General features: G+C 42.8%; 17 protein-coding genes. 4 read left to right on the forward strand and 13 right to left on the reverse strand.

Annotated features, from left to right (window positions below; translation table 11 throughout):
* Position 1: 1 nt before the first annotated feature.
* The 11 genes from nuoL to ndhC form a co-directional block, all read right to left on the reverse strand.
* The gene (gene nuoL, locus LZP46_RS10965; RefSeq protein ID WP_131261529.1) at positions 2–1897 is read right to left on the reverse strand and encodes an NADH-quinone oxidoreductase subunit L; all 1896 of its coding nucleotides are present in this window, start codon (positions 1895–1897) and stop codon (positions 2–4) included.
* Positions 1894–2202, reverse strand: coding sequence for an NADH-quinone oxidoreductase subunit NuoK (gene nuoK / locus LZP46_RS10970; protein WP_004975463.1), 309 nt, complete (start codon positions 2200–2202; stop codon positions 1894–1896). Before nuoK ends, nuoL begins: the two co-directional genes overlap by 4 nt.
* Positions 2202–2720, reverse strand: coding sequence for an NADH-quinone oxidoreductase subunit J (nuoJ, locus tag LZP46_RS10975; protein WP_019836331.1), 519 nt, complete (start codon positions 2718–2720; stop codon positions 2202–2204). Before nuoJ ends, nuoK begins: the two co-directional genes overlap by 1 nt.
* The gene (gene nuoI / locus LZP46_RS10980) at positions 2720–3262 is read right to left on the reverse strand and encodes an NADH-quinone oxidoreductase subunit NuoI (protein ID WP_236093846.1); all 543 of its coding nucleotides are present in this window, start codon (positions 3260–3262) and stop codon (positions 2720–2722) included. Before nuoI ends, nuoJ begins: the two co-directional genes overlap by 1 nt.
* Before the next feature lie 18 nt (positions 3263–3280).
* Positions 3281–4300: an NADH-quinone oxidoreductase subunit NuoH gene (gene nuoH / locus LZP46_RS10985; protein ID WP_004975457.1), complete on the reverse strand. Its 1020-nt coding sequence runs from the start codon at positions 4298–4300 to the stop codon at positions 3281–3283.
* A 3-nt stretch (positions 4301–4303) separates the two neighbouring features.
* Complete coding sequence (nuoG, locus tag LZP46_RS10990; RefSeq protein WP_236093847.1) at positions 4304–6988, reverse strand: NADH-quinone oxidoreductase subunit NuoG; 2685 nt, start codon at positions 6986–6988, stop codon at positions 4304–4306.
* Positions 6989–6999: 11 nt separating this feature from the next.
* Positions 7000–8337: an NADH-quinone oxidoreductase subunit NuoF gene (gene nuoF, locus LZP46_RS10995; protein WP_004975453.1), complete on the reverse strand. Its 1338-nt coding sequence runs from the start codon at positions 8335–8337 to the stop codon at positions 7000–7002.
* On the reverse strand, positions 8334–8843 hold the full coding sequence (nuoE, locus tag LZP46_RS11000) for an NADH-quinone oxidoreductase subunit NuoE (protein WP_004975451.1): 510 nt from the start codon (positions 8841–8843) through the stop codon (positions 8334–8336). Before nuoE ends, nuoF begins: the two co-directional genes overlap by 4 nt.
* Positions 8844–8857: 14 nt before the next feature.
* Positions 8858–10645, reverse strand: a complete 1788-nt coding sequence (gene nuoC, locus LZP46_RS11005; protein ID WP_004975450.1) for an NADH-quinone oxidoreductase subunit C/D — start codon at positions 10643–10645, stop codon at positions 8858–8860.
* Between the two features lie 85 nt (positions 10646–10730).
* Positions 10731–11408: a NuoB/complex I 20 kDa subunit family protein gene (locus LZP46_RS11010; RefSeq protein WP_004975447.1), complete on the reverse strand. Its 678-nt coding sequence runs from the start codon at positions 11406–11408 to the stop codon at positions 10731–10733.
* 6 nt (positions 11409–11414) lie between these two features.
* Positions 11415–11960, reverse strand: a complete 546-nt coding sequence (gene ndhC, locus LZP46_RS11015; RefSeq protein WP_004975445.1) for an NADH-quinone oxidoreductase subunit A — start codon at positions 11958–11960, stop codon at positions 11415–11417.
* Between the two features lie 440 nt (positions 11961–12400).
* On the opposite strand from ndhC, the gene LZP46_RS11020 reads away from it, so the two are divergent.
* Entirely contained in the window at positions 12401–12757 is a 357-nt protein-coding gene (locus tag LZP46_RS11020) for a hypothetical protein (protein ID WP_236093848.1), read from the forward strand.
* Between the two features lie 125 nt (positions 12758–12882).
* On the opposite strand, the gene LZP46_RS11025 is transcribed toward LZP46_RS11020, so the two are convergent.
* Both LZP46_RS11025 and prpF read right to left on the reverse strand, forming a co-directional pair.
* Positions 12883–13818, reverse strand: coding sequence for a polyprenyl synthetase family protein (locus LZP46_RS11025; RefSeq protein WP_442863508.1), 936 nt, complete (start codon positions 13816–13818; stop codon positions 12883–12885).
* A 156-nt stretch (positions 13819–13974) separates the two neighbouring features.
* Complete coding sequence (gene prpF / locus LZP46_RS11030) at positions 13975–15165, reverse strand: 2-methylaconitate cis-trans isomerase PrpF (protein ID WP_236093849.1); 1191 nt, start codon at positions 15163–15165, stop codon at positions 13975–13977.
* A gap of 255 nt (positions 15166–15420) precedes the next feature.
* Between prpF and LZP46_RS11035 the strand changes: the two genes are divergently transcribed.
* The 3 genes from LZP46_RS11035 to LZP46_RS11045 all read left to right on the forward strand — a co-directional run bounded on the left by LZP46_RS11035 (position 15421) and on the right by LZP46_RS11045 (position 19418).
* Positions 15421–16511 (forward strand): IS4-like element ISAba1 family transposase gene (locus LZP46_RS11035; protein WP_085947913.1). Its coding sequence is split into 2 segments (ribosomal slippage): positions 15421–15961 and positions 15961–16511, totalling 1092 coding nucleotides; the frame shifts between segments, so codons are not numbered across the junction.
* A 165-nt stretch (positions 16512–16676) separates the two neighbouring features.
* Positions 16677–18032, forward strand: coding sequence for an amino acid permease (locus LZP46_RS11040; protein ID WP_236093850.1), 1356 nt, complete (start codon positions 16677–16679; stop codon positions 18030–18032).
* A gap of 267 nt (positions 18033–18299) precedes the next feature.
* Entirely contained in the window at positions 18300–19418 is a 1119-nt protein-coding gene (locus LZP46_RS11045) for an ABC transporter ATP-binding protein (protein WP_236093851.1), read from the forward strand.
* The last annotated feature ends 15 nt before the right edge of the window (positions 19419–19433 follow it).

Consider the following 19433-nt stretch of genomic DNA (forward strand, 5'->3'; position numbering starts at 1 on the left):
CTTATTTCCCCACGACCTGAATCACGATCAAGATCATTAGTAAAACCACCACACCAAGTGCCATACTCGATGCGTACTCACGTAATGAACCAGTTTGACGTGAACTTGTGAAGCTATGACCACCTTTCACCAGTGCAGGCAGTACTAACCACATGCCATCAACTGGATCACGACCTAATAGTTTGGCAATCAGCAAGTATGGTTTTACAAATACGATGTCATACAACGCATCGAAACCAAGTGCATTACGGCAAATATTGGCAAGACCTGCACCCAATGAAGTTTGTGCGAATCCTTTTACCGCATTATAAGCAAAGGCAAATAACACAACACCTACAGCTAAACCAGCCAAAGCCACACCAATTGCAACATACTCTGCACCATGTGCACCTGCTTCTAATGCTTCAGGAATCACAAATGCTGGGATTTTTGCAGCATCAAGAATACTCATCACTGGCGCTTTTAATACAATTGCTAAACCAGTTGAAAGTACGGCAAGCACTGCCAATGGAAACCAATAAGTTGCGCCTTTGATCTCGTGATACGGTGTGTTTTCTTTACCAAAGAATACAACCCAAATTAAGCGGAATGTATAAATTGATGTTAAGAATGCACCTGCTACACCCACCCAATATAAGGTGTTATATAGCGGAATACCTGCGATATGACTTTGCGTCCAAACTGCTGCCAAAATAGCGTCTTTTGAGAAGAAACCAATGGTCAAGAATGGAATCGCTGCCAATGCACCGCCACCAATCGCGAAACATGCAAACAGGAATTTGTTCTTGTAGAACAAGCCACCCATTTTGAAAATGTTTTGTTCGTGATGGTAAGCCAAAATCACCGCACCGGAAGACAAGAATAATAATGCCTTGAAGAATGCGTGAGTGAGCATGTGGAACAAACCCGCTTGGTATGCTTCTGCACCAACTGCCATAAACATATAACCCAGCTGACTCATAGTTGAGTAAGCCAAAATACGTTTGATGTCGGTTTGAACCAATGCTGCAAAACCAGCAACTAGCAAGGTCACAGCACCTGTAATTGAAATGAATAACATCACTTCAGGTGCAAGTTCAAATACGCTGAACATACGGCAGCATAAGTAAACACCCGCAGTGACCATGGTTGCAGCGTGGATTAATGCAGATACAGGTGTAGGACCTGCCATCGCATCGGCTAACCAAGTTTGCAACGGAATTTGTGCAGATTTACCCGCAGCACCCAAGAACAACATTAACGCTGTCCAAATGGTGATCGACGAGCTTTGAGTCATTACATTGGCTGCATTTTCTACGATGTATTGTGTGTTCAACGTACCAAATTGTTGATACAACAAGAACAACGCGATCAGTAGGAAAACGTCACCCACACGTGTTACGGTAAATGCTTTGATTGCTGCAAAACCATTTGCAGGGTTTTGGTAGTAATAACCAATCAGCAAGTAAGAGCACAGACCTACACCTTCCCAACCCAAGAACAATAACGCCAAGTTATCGCCAAGTACCAACAACAACATGCTCGCAACGAACAAGTTGAAGTAAGAGAAGAAACGTGCAAAGTCTTCTTCACCACGCATATACCATGATGCAAAGATGTGAATTAAGAAACCCACGCCTGTAATCATGCCCAGCATGAGTAAAGATAAACCGTCTAGGTGCAAGCTAAACGCAGGTGCAAAACCACCCACATTGAACCAAGTCCATAAATGTTGAGTCGTTGCAACCGAACCGTTGTTTACAAAGTCCATGCCTGCAATTAACGCAAATAATGCAGACAGACCTACTGAACCTACGCCAATAATCGCAGCAACTTTTTCAGGTAAGTTGTTACGCCCTGCCGCTAAAAGGATAAAACCAATGAGCGGAAACAATACTGTTAGATATAAATAACTCATCCGCGCATCTCACTAGCAGCATCCACATCCAAATGATGGAAGCGATGATAGAACTGAAGGACGATCGCAAGACCGATACACGCCTCTGCCGCAGCAAGTGTCAAGATCAGGATAAACATGATCTGACCATCTGGTTGTACCCATGCACTACCAGCCAAGACAAACGCCAATGCAGCAGCGTTCATCATGATTTCAAGGCCCATTAAAATAAATAGTAGGTTGCGTCGCACCATCACACCGTAAAAACCGAGTGCAAAAAGAATGGTCGCGACAATCAAACCATGTTCTAAAGGGATGTTGCCCATTATTCTTTTTCCTCTTCTGCACTTGGTTCACGTTTACCGATGTGGAAGCCTGCAACCAAGGCTCCAAGTAATAACATTGCGGCAACTTCAACCAACAATAAGTACTGAGTAAAGAGTGCTTGACCCACTGCTTTTGGACCCACCATTTCGGTGCCCATAAGCGCGCTTGGTGCAGTGTAGTCTGAGCTTAATGACCACACTAAAACCAAGCCAATCAGGAAGCTCATCAAAGCTGGGTATGCCCAGGTTGATGAAGTCAACCATTTACGCTCTTGTTCAACAGTTTGCTGACCGAGGTTGAGCATCATCACCACGAATACGAACAAGACCATGATCGCACCCGCATAAACAATGATTTCCAAAGCGCCAGCAAATGGTGCACCCACGATCATGAATATACCTGCAACAGCAAGTAATGACACGATCAGGCTTAATAAAGCATGTACTGGGTTCGCGTTAGTTACTACACGAACCGTAGAAACAATGGCCACGAGTGCCATCAAATAAAACGGCCACATCATGGTAATAGACTCCGTACATCAATAGGTGCGCTTTCACGTTGCGCTTGACCCTTGTCTTTACCTGTAACAGCCATACCCGTTACACGGTAGAAGTTGTAGTCAGGATATTTACCAGGACCTGAAATGAGTAAGTTTTCTTTCTCATAGACCAAGTCTTGACGCACATATTCACCTAACTCGAAGTCAGGCGTTAATTGAATTGCAGTCGTTGGACATGCTTCTTCACACATACCGCAGAAAATACAGCGTGAGAAGTTGATACGGAAAAACTCCGGATACCAACGACCATCTTCCTGTTCTGCTTTTTGTAGTGAAATACAACCCACTGGGCATGCAACTGCACAGAGGTTACATGCAACACAACGCTCTTCGCCATCTGGATCGCGTGTTAACACAATACGACCACGGAAGCGTGGAGGTACAATTTCATCGGCTGGTACTTCCGGATACAAAATGGTGTCACGTTTACGTGTCACGTGTGAGAAAACCATCCACAGTGAACGTACAATTGACCCAAACCCAGCTAGAAACTTAAACATATTGTTCTCCCTGCTGTCTTAGGCCGAATGATTCATAAGAATCACAGCACCAGTTACCAAAAGGTTAACAAGCGCCAATGGCAAGCAAATTTTCCAACCAAAGTTCATCACTTGGTCATAACGTGGACGCATTAAAGAACCACGTGCCAAGACAAACATCATTACAAAGAATGCTGTTTTGATAATGAACCAGAAAGCTGCTGGAATGAATGGAATTTCAAGGTTAAACGGCGCAAGCCATCCACCGAAGAATAAAGTCACGATAAGCGCAGAGATCAGTACCACGTTGACATATTCTGCAACGAAGAACATACCCCATTTCATACCGCCATATTCTACGTGATAACCTTCTGCCAATTCTTGTTCTGCTTCTGGTTGGTCAAATGGGTGACGGTGTGTTACCGCAACACCAGCAACCACGAAAATCAAGAACCCTAAGAATTGTGGAATCACAAACCAAACATCACGTTGCGCTTCAACAATTTCACGCATGTTGAATGAGCCTGCAATTGCAACCACACCCATAAGTGAAATACCCAAGAACACTTCATACGAAATGGTTTGAGCTGCTGAACGTAGACCACCAAGCAATGCGTATTTGTTGTTTGATGACCAACCACCAAATAACACCGCATAGACTGCAATACCAGCCATTGCCATAAAGAACAACAGGCCAATGCTCATGTCTGCAACACCTAAATAAGGTGATACAGGAATAACCATGAACGACAGTACCGCAGTTGCCATTGCAACTGCTGGTGCCATACGGAAGGTTAGTTTGTCGGCAAATTTAGGTGTCCAGTCTTCTTTGAACATGATTTTAAGCATGTCGGCAACAATCTGGAACATACCGCCTGGACCTACACGGTTCGGACCATAACGGTCTTGCCATAAGCCCAGTAAACGACGCTCAATAAAAGACATGAGTGCAGCAATCAATACCACAACCAGTAAAATGACAATCGCTTGAATGACTGAATAGGCAATTGGCCAGTTCTCAGCCCACAGCGGCGTCTGACGGATTAATTCTTGTTGCATGAATTACACTCCTACCGCGACTGAAACAGGCTCTGCAAGAGATACCGTTGGTGCAAGACCAATTGGGTAGCCAATATAACCTGTAGGTAAATATTCAATCACTTGTACTGGCAGTACGATAGACGTTTCACCTGCTTGTACGGTAATTGTTTGACCATCTTGTACATTCAAACGCTGCGCATCTTGCGTGCCTACAGCAAATACAGCTTCAGGAATACGCGTTTCCATTACAGGTGTTTTCACCGTAAATTCACCCGATGCAAAAATGTGATGCATTGGAATTAAACGGAAGCTTTCAGGATTAGCTAGCACAGGTGCTGGTGCCACATAGCTACGTGCAGGACGTTTTGCTAAGCGATCGAATAAACGAATGCCTGAATCACCACCTTTTAAGTGACCGCCCACATTGTCTTGGAATTTGTTCCAAGCTTGTGGTGAGTTCCAACCTGCAGACCATGCAAATGGTACAAGTGCCGATGGTGTTTGGTTACCAACATAACCTTCCATAGAGAAAGTTAGTGCAGAATCGACATCGACAGGTTGTTTTGGCTCGTGAATAGATAACGGCGCACGCATTGCAGTACGACCTGAGTAACGACGTGGTTCACGCGCAACTTTCAAGCCATGTACACGGAAACCTGCATCTGGTGCAACATCCTGAATTGCTTCAAGTGCTGGAATATTTTTCGCAACAGATTCAATCACGTCATCTAAAACAGTCCAAGAAATTGCTTTACCTTTTAAGCCTGTTTCAAGTGCGTGTAACCAGCGCCAAGATTCTTTGATTGCTAGTTCAGGTTTGTAGTAGCTTGGGTCATACACTTGGAAGAAGCGTTGAGCACGACCTTCTTGGCTCACTACAGTACCATCACCCTCAGCAAAGCTTGCTGCAGAAAGTACGATGTTGGCTTTTTGCACTGTTGCTGTTTCAGCATGATCTAACACGATTACATCTTGTGCTTTTGCCAAAGCGGCATCAACTTGTGCCGCAGGTAAACGACGGTATAAGTCATTTTCAACCACAATCACAGCATCATAATCTTGTGCAAATGCTTGCTCTAAGCTTTGACCACCTAAAATTGCCAAGCCCATTGAGTTCACTTCTGGCACAGTTAGGGTTAAACCTGCGTTTGCACCCAAGTTTTGTGCCACTTGTGCAGCCGCTTCCATAATGGCAGCTTCTTGTAAGCTTGTACCTGAAATCACCAATGGCTTTTTCGCAGCTTTTAACGTGTCGGCAATAGTTTGTGCAAATGCTTTGGCATCGTTATCTAAACCTGTGATCACGTCACCTACTACCGCAGCAGCAATGGCAAAACCTAAACGTGCAATGTCGTTTGGAGATGCAACAACTTCACCAGTGGCAACATCGGCTAAACGAGTTTGCGTTGCAGCTAAAATATAAATTGGTGATTTTGCATCTTGCGCAATACGTTGCACAGGTTCAGCCAACCAGTCTGGAGTACGACGCTCTGCCGCCATTTCTTTGGCTTTGTTTTTCGCCGCTTGACGAACAGACAATGCCATACGTGGTGCAGTTTGGGTTAAATCTTCACCCAAAATTAACACAGCATCGTAGTCTTCAATTTCACGCATACCCGGGTTGTAAATCCCTTCGGTTTGCATGATTGAAGCTGCAAGTTCAACCAAGTTTTGCTCTTTTTGCGATAAACCTGTTGAGTAGTTGTCTTGGCCAACCAACTCACGCAAAGCAAAGTTTGATTCAAGCGATGCACGCGGTGAACCAATACCCAAAACTTTTTTGCCTTGAACTTTGGCAATAATCGTATCAAGCGCAGTATCTACAGAAACGGTTTCTACGCTCGCACCGTTACGGAACTGTGGCTGACGTGGACGATCTTCACGGTTCACATAACCTGTACCGAAACGACCTTTGTCGCACAGGAAGTATTGGTTAACTTCACCGTTAAAGCGGTTTTCTACACGACGCAATTCGCCATAACGCTCACCCGGAGAGATGTTACAGCCAGAAGAACAGCCTTGGCATACGCTTGGCGCATATTGCATATCCCACTTACGGTTATAACGTGCAGAGTGTGTTTTGTCGGTAAATACACCTGTTGGACATACTTCAGTCAAGTTGCCAGAGAATTCAGATTCTAAAGTACCCGACTCAGGACGACCAAAGTACACACGTGATGCGTTGGCATAAACGCCAAAGTCTGTACCGCCTGCATAGTCTTTGTAGTAACGCACACAACGATAACATGCGATACAACGGTTCATTTCATGTGCAATGAACGAACCTAGCTCTTGGTTATAGTGCGTACGTTTGGTGAAGCGATAACGACGACGGTCATGCTGCGTCATTACAGTCATATCTTGTAAATGACAGTGACCACCTTCTTCACAGACTGGACAGTCGTGTGGGTGGTTGGTCATCAAGAACTCTACAATTGAAGCACGGAACTCAGTTGCTTCCTTGTCTTCAATCGAGATATAGGTATTGTCAGCAGCAGGTGTCATACATGACATCACCAAGCGACCACGAGTATCTTCAGGGTTCGCATATTGGGTCACGGCACATTGACGGCAAGAACCGACAGAACCTAAGGATGGATGCCAACAAAAGTACGGAATGTCGATCCCAAGGCTCAAACATGCTTGCAGCAAGTTTTCCGAGCCATTGACTTCGTACGATTTTCCATCGACATGAATTGTAGCCATAGTCGAATTCCTTAAGCTTGTTCTACGTTGCTAGCTTGAGCAGCAGGACGGCTATTTGCCACTTTTGCTTCAAACTCGCCACGGAAATATTTGAGTGCGCCCATTAATGGCTCCATCGCACCTGGTGCGTGAGCACAGAAGGTCTTACCAATCCACAATTTTTTGGTGAGTTCTTGAAGATGTTGAATGTCTTCTTCTTTCCCTTCGCCATTTTCAATTGCTTTGAGTGCTTTTACAGCCCACGGTAAACCATCACGACATGGGGTACAGAAACCACATGATTCGCGCGCAAAGAATTCTTCTAAGTTACGGGTTGCAGAAACCATACATTGGGTTTCATCGACCACCATAAGCAAACACGTGCCTAAACGTGAACCTGCCTTCATGATGCTTTCTGCATCCATTGGCAAGTCAATGTGTTCTGCTGCCAAGAAGTCGGTAGATGCACCACCCGGTAACCATGCTTTTAGCTTCAAGCCATCACGCATGCCACCCGCATAGTCTTCAATTACTTCACGTGCAGTCGTACCAAATGGAAGCTCCCATAGACCTGGGAATTTCACCTTACCAGAAGCACCGTAAATTTTTGTGCCAGGGTCTTTCGATTTACCTGCAGATAAACCGATATACCACTCTGCACCACGCAACATGATTGCAGGTAAGTTGTTATAGGTTTCTACGTTGTTGACAATCGTTGGACGACCCCATGCCCCTGCAACTTGCGGGAATGGTGGTTTAGTACGTGGGTTAGCACGACGACCTTCAAGCGAGTTAATCAATGCGGTTTCTTCACCACAGATATAACGGCCTGCGCCCGTGTGCACGTATAGTTCAAAGCCCCAGTTAGTACCTAAAATGTTTTCGCCCAAATAACCTTTGGCACGAATTTGCTCAATCGCTTCATTTAAGTACTGTGCAGCTTCGATGTATTCGCCACGAATAAAGATATAGCCGTGGGTTGCTTCAAGCGTGTACGCAGCAATCAGCATACCTTCAATCAGTTGGTGTGGAAGTTTTTCCATCAACAAACGGTCTTTGAAAGTACCCGGTTCCATCTCATCGGCATTACAAATCAGGTAACGTGGACCTGAATTGTCGTTTGGCGCCATCAGTGACCATTTGATCCCTGCTGGGAAGCCTGCACCACCACGACCTTTTACTGTCGCAGCTTTAATGACTTCAAGCACATCTTTAGGCGGCATAGAAATCGCTTTCTTAAAACCTGCATAACCTTCTAGGGCTTCGTAATCATCTGCATTACGCACGTGCTCTTGCTTGCTTAAACGCCAAGTTAATGGATGCGTTTCTGGGTTACCGTCACCATAAATTGGTCTTGGTTCGGTATTCATACATACTTCTCCAATAACTGTTGCACCGATGTCACCTCAACTAAACCGTGAGTATCTTCATCAATCATCAAGGTTGGACCCTTATCGCAATTTCCTAAACAGCAAATTGGCAATAACGTGAAACGACCATCTGCAGTCGTTTGACCAAACTGAATGCCTAATTCACGCTGGAATGCTTCTGCAAGTGTTTCTGCACCCATCAAAAAGCATGCAATCGAGTCACACAATAAAATCACGTGACGACCTACAGGCTGGCGATAAATACGGTTATAGAATGTTGCGACACCTTCTAAATCAGCAACGCTGATGGTTAGAAGCTGTGCAATCGCATTTAACTGCGCATCATCTACCCAGCCATTACGGCGCTGTACACACTTCAAGGCATCTAAAGATGCTGCACGTGGGTACGGATAATGACCAATGTGATGTTCAATTTCATGGATTTCTTCCGCAGTCAAAATCCCTTCAACATTCACACGTGGCTTTTTATCAGTCAAAATCATCATAATGCGTTTACCCCTTAGCGATCCACGTCTGCCATTACGACGTCAATGGTCGCTAAATAAATGATTAAGTCAGATACCAGACTGCCGTTAATCACAGAAGGCATTTGCTGTAAATGCGTGAAAGTTGGTGTACGAATACGGGTACGGTAACTCATCGTTGACTTATCTGAAGTCAAGTAGTAATTCGATGCACCTTTCACCACTTCTGCCATTACAGATGCTTCACCAGCAGGCATTACAGGACCCCAAGACACGCTTAAGAAGTGCGTAATCAGGGTTTCAATATCTTGTAATGTCTTATCTTTTGGTGGTGGAACAGCCAATGGATGGTCTGCTTTATATGGACCAGATGGCATGTTATCTAGACATTGTTTGATGATTTTCAATGACTCTTCGATTTCACGGAAGTGAACCAGTACACGAGCGTAAGCATCGCCTTCGTACTCTACAGGTACTTCGAAGTCATAGTTTTCATAACCACTGTATGGACGGTATTTACGCACATCAAAGTCGATACCTGTTGCACGTAAACCAGTACCTGTCACACCCCAAGCCAAGGCAGATTTCGCATCATACTGCGCTACGCCTTGCGTACGACCCATGAATACCGAGTTGCGTAATGCCGCAGTGTAGTATTCGTTCATACGTTTTGGCATCCACTCTAAGATTTCACGAATCAGGTGTTGCCAGTTGTTTGGTAAGTCGTGTGCGGTACCACCGATACGGAACCATGCTGGATGCATACGGTAACCCGTAATAGCTTCAATCGCATCGTAGATTTTTTGACGGTCTGCGAACATATAGAATACAGGGGTCATACCGCCCGCATCCTGAATTGCAGTACCAATGAACAATAAGTGGTTATTGATACGGAACAATTCCGACATCATGACACGGATACATTGTGCGCGGTCTGGCACAGTAATGCCTGCCAGTTGTTCCACACCCATGACATACGGCATGTTTTGGGCACAACCACCCAAGTAGTCCACACGGTCTGTATACGGAATGAATGAATGCCAAGTTTGACGCTCAGCCATCTTTTCCACACCACGGTGGTGATAGCCGATATCTGGCACACAGTCTTTCACTTCCTCACCATCCAACTGCAAAATTACACGGAACGCACCGTGCGCAGATGGGTGGTTAGGACCCAAGTTCAGGAACATGAAGTCTTCGTCTTTATTACCGCGCTTTAAGCCCCAATCTTCAGGCACAAAGCGAAGGTGTTCTTGCTCGAAGTCTTGTTTGGCTTGGTTCTGCATATACGGTGTATATTCCGTTGCACGTGCAGAATACTCTTTGCGTAACGGATGACCTTCCCAATATGTTGGCAACAAGATACGACGAAGCATTGGATGCCCTTCGAAGTTGATACCAAACATATCGTAAGCTTCACGCTCGTACCAGTTGGCATTTGGCCAAATGTTGGTTGCTGTTGGAATGTTGAGATCACTCTCATTCAACGCAACTTTAATACGAATGTCCGTGTTACGCTCAAGCGATAACAAGTGATAGAACACAGTAAAGTCAGACGCAGGTAGACCATCGCGGTGAGTACGCAAACGCTCATCTACCGCAGACAAGTCGAACAACATCACGTATGGACGTGACACTGTACGCAAGAACATTAAAACTTCTTGTACACGTGCGCGCTCAACCCAGACTGTTGGAAAATCTTCAAAAGTCGTTTGCACGTAGAAGTTCTCACCAAATTTGGTTTTGAGCTCTTCTACAATTGCAAATGCTGGGCGTGAATCAACTGCAGTTGATTCTGGCATAGCAATGTCAGTTTCAGCCATTGGCTTGGCTTCCTATTTAATACAAATTCAGTCAACCTAAACGACAACTACACCCGTCGGGTGCATCAATATTTGTACGTTTAAATTATTTAATTTCATCCATAGAGCGTAAGTTTTTCACCGCAATACGCTGTGCATTCTTACGGTCACGTTCTGGCATCATCTTCGGCTTATACACTGGCTTAAGATCATCACCAATCACCGCAGATAACGGACGACGCTCTAATTGAATTTGGTCTTGTAATAACATCAATGCTTGGATTAATGCTTCAGGACGCGGTGGGCAACCCGGAATATACACATCCACAGGAATGATTTTATCCACACCTTGCACAACTGAATAAATGTCGTACATACCACCTGAGTTTGCACAGGCGCCCATTGAGATGACCCATTTAGGCTCAAGCATTTGCTCGTACAAACGCTGAATTACAGGTGCCATTTTCACAAAACACGTACCTGCAACAATCATTAAGTCTGCCTGACGCGGTGAAGCACGAATAACCTCTGCACCAAAACGTGACAAGTCATGCACACCTGTTAAGGTGGTTGCATACTCAACGTAGCAGCACGATGTGCCAAAGTTAAACGGCCAAACTGAGTTCTTACGTCCCCAGTTTACTGCTGTATGTGCCAAGTCCTCTAAACGAGTCATGAACACATTTTTATTCACTTCTTCTTCAAGCGGATCGGTTACGATCTGACGCTCTTGAAGTGGATATTGATCAGCATCGGGATTCGCACGGGTTAAGGTATATTTCATCCCGAGTTACTCCTTGTCAGATGAGGTAGTCGCAGATTTTTTTACACGACCAGAGGATTGAGCTGGAATTTGACCGGTAGGGTCCGTTACCAATTCTTCAATTGAGTTAAAGCGTGTGATTTCTGCAAGATCCATATTTGGCGAACCAATTTTAGGTTTAATCCCTGCTGCTTTACGCTTATCAGATGGCGCCCAGTTCAGCGCACCGGTTGATAATTCATAAATTAAGCCAACGAGTAAAACTAAAATAAATACAGCAGCCGTTGCAAAGCCCACCCAACCTACTTCACGAACAGAAGCTGCCCATGCGTATAGATAAAGTGCTTCTAAGTCGAAAACAACGAAGAAAATTGCAACCAAATAGAACTTTGCAGATAAGCGGATACGTGCTCCACCAGCACCTACAACACCCGACTCAAACTGCTCTTGCTTCGCACGCCCCCATGATTTACCCCCAAGGAGTAAAGGAACAGTCAGCATAAAGACGCATAAAAATGTAACGCCGATCACGAAGGCAATAATTGCCCATTCGTATGGAGTAATGGCACTCATGCGGGGATAACTCCTGGCAGGCCTATTTATTAACAAAGAATGTATGTATTGGCCTTCAAATACACCAAACACAAAATTAATCACGCCAATTGTACCTGATTTATGATTTCACTTGCTAGTTCATAAGTCTTAGTCTTTCGGATGATTTTTTATTCAAATACTTGATATTTTAGAATTCCACTACTCAGCAGGGCTCTTAATCGCTTTAATAAATAGATAAATCAGTTGTGATTATTTTTTCCATAACACCAATTAAGCGCTTCGTTGCAAAGTTTTTAAATTTATAGAGAGATCATCGCAACTTCAGGTTTCAGCTTAGTTTAAGCCACACAAAAGTTTGTGTATTTTTTGCAACTTAAGCCCTGAGTTTCTTTAATTTTTCGCCCAGAGTGTGCTATTCCTAGTAAGCATTAAAAATCTGAATAATAAGGAGTAAACACATGAGCTTAGACTATACCCACAAACCAAATTACTTTATGTTTGCGCAATTATTTATTCGTCATTTGCAAAATTATTTTGAAAAGCATCCTGATGCACAAAATGCAATTTTTGACCTGCGTGATATTTATGAATTATTTCGCCAAGACAAAGCATCTGCCACCATCAATTTAGACGGCATTATGAATATTGCAGATGAATACCGCCTTGAAACCTTACAGGGCGATCAAAAACTAATTAGCCATTATGCGATTGATCCACAAAACAATTCTTTGTTGGTCGATTTTAATCGTGAAGCTTTAGACAGCTTAAAACAAGGCAAAGTAATTTTGCCACCTGATGCAACGCTTCAAGAATAAAGCCATATAGAATCTGCATTAAAGTGTGTCGTTTAAAACAGCTAACACTTTCCATAAAGCAAAAAAAAGCGAGCATCTGCTCGCTTTTAGGTATCGGGAGCCATAAGCTCCCTATCTAAAATAATTCAGCTTTTACGTGACAATAAAAACTCTGAAATCTGCTTTAATGCTAAGACGTTGTCAGTTTTAAAATATGTTAATGCAGCAAAGGCTTGATCGTGCAATTCTTGTGCATAAGCTTGTGCTTTTTCCAAGCCCATAAGTGCAGGATAAGTCGATTTTTCAACTTCTTGATCTTTCCCTGCAGTTTTACCCAATACTTCAGTATCCGAAATAATATCTAAAATATCGTCTTGTACCTGAAAGGCTAAACCAATCGCCTGTGCATATTCACGTAATTGCGGAATCGCTTTATCTCGCCCATCGAACACGGTCACCGCTGCCATCATCACGGCTGCAGAAATTAACGCACCTGTTTTATTACGATGGATATTTTCCAAAGTCGCCTGATCCACCTGTTTACCTTCAGACTGCAAATCTAAAACCTGTCCACACACCATTTTTGAAGAAGCGGTGGCTAAAATTTGCATCTGTTTAAGCACAATGCCTTGATCAACTGCAGCAGACTGATCAAACAATCGGCTACCTAAGATTTCAAATGCCATCGACTGCAAAATATCGCCTGCCAGCAGCGCAGTATCTTCACCAAACGCTGCATGACATGTCGGTTGCCCACGACGCAATAAGTCATTATCCATACATGGCAAATCATCATGAGCCAATGAATAGCAATGAATGAGTTCAATCGCAACCGCAGCACGGCGTACCGCAGCAGAGTTTTGATTCGGTCTTAATGCTGCAGTGGCATAACACAAGGCAGGACGAACACGTTTTCCACCCAACATGACTGCATGATGCACAGCAGATTTTAACGGTTCTGGCAATGCAAAAGCCTCTAAAGCGGTAAGCAAGTCTGGCTGAATACGTTGTTGGGCTGCGGTTAATGCATGCGCCTGTAAATCGTGAAGAGATGACACATTCGCCTCGAGTGATTGGTTCATGTCTAATAAGCAGTAAGCTACCTGTGTAGCTGCATTGTACCTATAATTCAAAGTTTTTTAAGCCTTAACTGAACTGATATAACATTCCAGCCATAAAAAAGCCCCTATCGAGATAGAGGCTGTATTTAGTTAGCTATTATTTGCTCAAAGCAAAACTTATTCTAATGTTTCCGCAGGTATGCGCACCCAACCTTCCATTAATACACGCGCACTACGGCTCATCACGGCTTTTTTCACTTGCCATTGTCCATTTTCCTGTACAGCTTGCGCACCCACACGAAGCGTACCTGATGGATGTCCAAAACGTACAGCTTCTCGCTCGCCCCCGCCTGCAGCCAAGTTAACCAAAGTTCCTGGAATAGCTGCAGCTGTACCAATTGCGACAGCTGCAGTGCCCATCATGGCATGGTGTAATTTACCCATCGACAATGCACGGACCAACAAATCAGTGTCTTCAGCCTGAATCTGTTTGCCACTTGAAGATACATAACTTTTTGGGGCAGAAACAAAGGCAATTTTTGGCGTATGTTGACGTTTTTCAGCTTCAGCAATTTCCTGAATCAACCCCATTTGTTTAGCCCCATAAGCGCGAATAGTTTCAAAACGAGCCAATGCTTGCGCATCACCATTGATTGCATCTTGCAGTTCTGTGCCTGTATAGCCAATTTCTTCTGCATTGAGGAAAATTGTGGGAATACCCGCGTTAATAAAAGTCGCTTGGAATGTTCCAATATCTGGCACACGCAAAGTATCCACTACATTTCCAGTGGGGAACATTGCCCCACCTTCTTCGCCATCATCGGCAGGGTCTAAAAATTCAATTTGTACTTCTGCGGCAGGAAAAGTCACGCCATCCAACTCAAAATCACCCGTTTCTTGCACCTGACCATTCATCATTGGCACATGCGCGATTATGGTTTTTTCAATATTTTTTTGCCAAATGCGTACGGTACAAATACCGTTTTCTGGAATTTTACTGGCATCGACCAAGCTGTTGCTGATTGCAAACGCCCCGACTGCAGCTGTTAAGTTACCGCAGTTACCACTCCAATCTACAAATGGCTGATCAATCGAAACTTGTCCAAACAAATAATCAACATCGTGATCGGGTTGAGTACTTTTGGCTAAAATCACGGTTTTACTGGTACTCGAGCTCGCACCACCCATTCCATCAATTTGCTTGGCGTAGGGGTCTGGACTGCCAATTACACGCAACAAAATTTGATCTCGAATTTTGCCTGGCTGCTGCGCTGCTTCAGGTAAATCGTCAAGTTTAAAAAATACGCCTTTACTGGTACCGCCACGCATATATGTTGCTGGAATTTTAACTTGTGGTGCAAAACGCATGAATTTTATTCCCTTGTTTTCTGATTGTTATGGCCATATAAAAAGACCTTTTTGCATCATAACGGTTTTTATTCAAAAGGTATCGCGGCCTTGACTTAAGTATAAAAAAACAACATTTGGTAAAATTTACCCTAACCAGTCATCTTGATTTATATGGTAAAAATAAAATTAATATATTAATTATCTCTGTACACGACAAAAATAGATAACTCATTGAAATAATGTCATAATAATTGTTTTCTAACGACGAATACTATGACACATCTCAATGAGTTATATCTTATCTTAAACAAATCTCTAAAATGGAACAAGTCACATTTAAAGTGCTTTGCGCTCATCATGCTTGTGATTATTTTAAAGCAAACATGTAATCTTTCTTCTGCATCTAAAGCCTTGCCCATCAAGTGCTTACCACAATCATTTTATCGACGTATGCAGCGCTTCTTTGCAGGTCAGTATTTTGATTATCGTCAAATTTCTCAGTTGATTTTCAATATGTTTTCATTCGACCAAGTGCAACTGACTTTAGATAGAACCAATTGGAAATGGGGAAAACGAAATATTAATATCCTGATGCTCGCAATCGTTTATCGTGGAATAGCGATACCTATCCTTTGGACATTGCTTAATAAACGTGGAAATTCAGATACGAAAGAGCGCATTGCTTTGATTCAACGCTTTATAGCCATTTTTGGTAAAGACCGTATTGTGAATGTGTTCGCAGACAGAGAGTTTATCGGTGAGCAGTGGTTTACATGGTTAATTGAACAAGACATCAACTTCTGCATTCGTGTTAAAAAAACTTCATTGTCACCAATCATTTAGGAAAGAATCATAAAATTAGTGATTTATTTCGCCATCTTAAAGTTGGTCAAATTGAATGTCGTAAACGACGGATTTTGGTTGGTCGGGTGAAACTATATATAAGTGCACTACAGTTAGAAAATGGAGAGCTTTTACTCGTCGTTTCTCCTCAGTTTAATGCCAATGCTATTCAGGATTATGCATTACGCTGGGAAATTGAAACCTTATTCAGTTGTCTCAAAGGACGCGGGTTTAATCTTGAAAATACGCGCTTGACAGACCCTAGACGAGTGAAAAAATTGATTGCGGTGTTAGCTATAAGCTTCTGTTGGTGTTACTTAACGGGTGAATGGCAACATGATCAAAAAAAAGCGATAAAAATAAAGAAGCATGGACGACTCTCAATGAGTTTATTTCGCTATGGTTTAGACTATGTTCAAATGGCGATTCAGCGTTTAATTGGTTTTGGGAAAAAAGAAGAGTTTAAGGAAATTTTGGCAATTTTAAGAAGGCAGAATCCTGATAGGATAAGGGTTCTGTGAAATTTGTCGTGTACAGAGATTAATTATACTAATTTTTAAAATAAAAAACCAATAAACTTATTTTTATAATTTACATAAATTTAACTCATAACTACCTAGCTACTAGGCTAATGAAATTTGATCTATTACAATCTTGTCACTTTTTCATTTGTCGGGCTGAATACTTTGAACAACGAGTCTTCACAACTTCAGCGTGGCTTAAAGAACCGCCATATTCAATTGATTGCCATGGGTGGCGCAATTGGTACAGGCTTATTCTTAGGTTCCGCGCAGGTCATCCAATCTGCTGGCCCCTCTATTATTTTGGGTTATGCCATTGGTGGTCTTATTGCATTTTTAATTATGCGCCAATTGGGGGAAATGATTGTTCATGAGCCCGTTGCAGGATCATTCAGTCACTTTGCCTATAAATATGCAGGTAAATTCCCCGGGTTTTTAGCAGGTTGGAATTACTGGATTTTGTATATTTTGGTGGCAATGGCAGAACTCACCGCAGTTGCCAAATATATTAACTATTGGTGGCCGCATATTCCTGCTTGGACTTCTGCACTGTTTTTTTTCATTGTAATTACCATTATTAACTTGGGCAATGTAAAGTTCTACGGTGAATCAGAGTTCTGGCTAGCAATCATTAAAGTCGCAGCTGTGGTTTCGATGATTGTCTTTGGTTTATATCTCTTACTTTCTGCAGATGCCAATTCAACCGCATCATTCAGCAACCTTTGGACGCATGGTGGTTTCTTCCCGAATGGCTTTGAAGGTCTGTTCTTTATGCTTGCATTCCTCATGTTTGCCTTTGGCGGCATTGAGTTAATTGGTATGGCAGCCGCAGAAGCGCAAGATCCTGAAAAAACCATTCCTAAAGCCATTAATCAAGTGGTGTTCCGTATTCTGGTTTTCTATATCGGTTCACTCACCATTCTATTATCATTAGTGCCTTGGAATCAGTTAGATTTAGGTGGGTTAGATAAAAGTCCATTCGTAATGATTTTTAGTCAAATGGGCATTGAATGGGCAGCTCACTTACTGAATTTCGTGATTTTGACTGCGGCACTTTCTGTATATAACAGTGGGATGTATGCCAACAGCCGTATGCTGTTTGGTTTAGCCAAACAAGGCAACGCACCAAAGATTTTCCTGAAAGTGAATAAACAAGGTGTGCCAATTCCAGCAGTATTATTCTCTGCAGTATTAATTTTCGGCTGTGTATTGTTGAACTACTTTGTTCCTGAAGAAGCTTTAAGCCACCTCATGTATATTGTCGTGGGTGCATTGGTTTTAAACTGGGCGATGATCAGTTTGACTCACCTCAAATTTACTAGCACACTGAAAAAATTAGCGATTCCAACCAAGTTCCCTGCGCTATGGTCACCATTGAGCAACTATTTAGTTTTAGCGTTTATTGCAGTGGTACTTTATATTATGTGGACTCAAGGCTTTAAAGAATCTGTCATTATGATTCCTGTATGGGTGGTCTTGATGTACATTTTATATAAAGTGCTTAATGCGAAAAAATCTTAATTTGCATAGTACGCATAGTACAGATTTCTAAAAATTAAAAAGTTATTGCTTCGGCAGTAACTTTTTGCTTTTAAGCCCCCCTTTTAATAGCCCATAAATAAAGTGCTGCACTTAAAATAATTTAAATTCCAACCTATTGTTTTCAGTTGATATTTCAACTTTTTGTAGCAAAAGCTACATCATTTACATTCTAAATGATAAAAAGACTCTACATGAGAAGAATTCTTAGTTATTATTTGAGCACGAAATTTGTCGTGTGAATGAACTATGAATGCGTACGCTGCTCAACCTGCCAATGTCTTGACGATCCAACAGCTCAGTAAAAAGTTTGGCTCGCGTTTTGCAGTGCAACAAGCAACATGGTCGGCAATGAGTGGACAAATTGTATGTTTATTAGGTCATTCAGGCTGTGGCAAAACCACGATGCTGCGTCTGATTGCAGGTTTGGAAACACCTAGCAGCGGCACAATTCAACTAGAACAGAATACCTTGTGGAGTGAACAAGCACAGATTCCTGCAGAAGCTCGCCATATTGGTTTAGTTTTTCAGGATTACGCACTTTTTCCACATTTAAGTGTGTTAGACAATGTTATCTTTGGCTTAAAGAAATTTCCCAAAGCGCAGCGGGAAACTATTGCGAAACAAGCTTTAGCCCATGTTTCTATGTTGCATCATCAAGACAGCTATCCATATACACTTTCAGGCGGCGAACAACAACGCGTTGCCTTAGCACGTGCCTTAGCACCAGAACCACAAGTCTTGTTAATGGATGAACCTTTTTCAAATTTGGATCATCGCCTGCGTGATCAAATTCGTCAAAACACCATTCAACTGCTCAAACAAACTAAAACGACTACGGTTATCGTGACACATGACCCAGAAGAAGCACTGCAAATTGCCGATCAAATTATTTTGATGCACCAAGGGCAAATTATTCAAATTGGTTCACCGAAACAACTTTATTTACAACCGAAAACCTTGTTTGCTGCACGTTATTTTTCTGCATTGAATGAAATTCCAGTGCAAATCAAGCAGCAAGAAATTCACACTGTATTTGGCAAGATAGATTTACCAGAACATACCACCGCTCAAGATTCACTGGTCTGCTGCTTCCGCCCGCATCAATTACGTATCAGCCAAACACCAAGTGAAAATGCGTTGCCAGCAAGCATTGTGTCATCCAGTTTTATGGGGCATGCGCAACAACTGCATCTAAAACTACGCGATCATGATCTCACGCTTTTAGCACAAGTCAGTCATCTTCAAGATATTCAACCTACTGACCAGGTCTATGTTTCTGTCGATTTAAACAACTGTTATTACTTGGCTTCTGATGAGCAATCACCCACTGCTTCATCTTCTACTCAAGCTACTGTTCAGGTTTAAATTTTTAATTAGGAA

It is taken from the genome of Acinetobacter sp. SCLZS86 (assembly GCF_021560715.1).
GTDB lineage: Bacteria > Pseudomonadota > Gammaproteobacteria > Pseudomonadales > Moraxellaceae > Acinetobacter > Acinetobacter towneri_A.

Excerpts from the sequence above, each read along its gene's own strand:
- nuoL (WP_131261529.1), bottom strand. The coding sequence starts at position 1,897 with ATGAGTTATTTATATCTAACAGTATTGTTTCCGCTCATTGGTTTTATC.
- nuoK (WP_004975463.1), bottom strand. The coding sequence starts at position 2,202 with ATGGGCAACATCCCTTTAGAACATGGTTTGATTGTCGCGACCATTCTT.
- nuoJ (WP_019836331.1), bottom strand. The coding sequence starts at position 2,720 with ATGTGGCCGTTTTATTTGATGGCACTCGTGGCCATTGTTTCTACGGTT.
- nuoI (WP_236093846.1), bottom strand. The coding sequence starts at position 3,262 with ATGTTTAAGTTTCTAGCTGGGTTTGGGTCAATTGTACGTTCACTGTGG.
- nuoH (WP_004975457.1), bottom strand. The coding sequence starts at position 4,300 with ATGCAACAAGAATTAATCCGTCAGACGCCGCTGTGGGCTGAGAACTGG.
- nuoG (WP_236093847.1), bottom strand. The coding sequence starts at position 6,988 with ATGGCTACAATTCATGTCGATGGAAAATCGTACGAAGTCAATGGCTCG.
- nuoF (WP_004975453.1), bottom strand. The coding sequence starts at position 8,337 with ATGAATACCGAACCAAGACCAATTTATGGTGACGGTAACCCAGAAACG.
- nuoE (WP_004975451.1), bottom strand. The coding sequence starts at position 8,843 with ATGATGATTTTGACTGATAAAAAGCCACGTGTGAATGTTGAAGGGATT.
- nuoC (WP_004975450.1), bottom strand. The coding sequence starts at position 10,645 with ATGGCTGAAACTGACATTGCTATGCCAGAATCAACTGCAGTTGATTCA.
- LZP46_RS11010 (WP_004975447.1), bottom strand. The coding sequence starts at position 11,408 with ATGAAATATACCTTAACCCGTGCGAATCCCGATGCTGATCAATATCCA.
- ndhC (WP_004975445.1), bottom strand. The coding sequence starts at position 11,960 with ATGAGTGCCATTACTCCATACGAATGGGCAATTATTGCCTTCGTGATC.
- LZP46_RS11020 (WP_236093848.1), top strand. The coding sequence starts at position 12,401 with ATGAGCTTAGACTATACCCACAAACCAAATTACTTTATGTTTGCGCAA.
- LZP46_RS11025 (WP_442863508.1), bottom strand. The coding sequence starts at position 13,818 with ATGAACCAATCACTCGAGGCGAATGTGTCATCTCTTCACGATTTACAG.
- prpF (WP_236093849.1), bottom strand. The coding sequence starts at position 15,165 with ATGCGTTTTGCACCACAAGTTAAAATTCCAGCAACATATATGCGTGGC.
- LZP46_RS11045 (WP_236093851.1), top strand. The coding sequence starts at position 18,300 with ATGAATGCGTACGCTGCTCAACCTGCCAATGTCTTGACGATCCAACAG.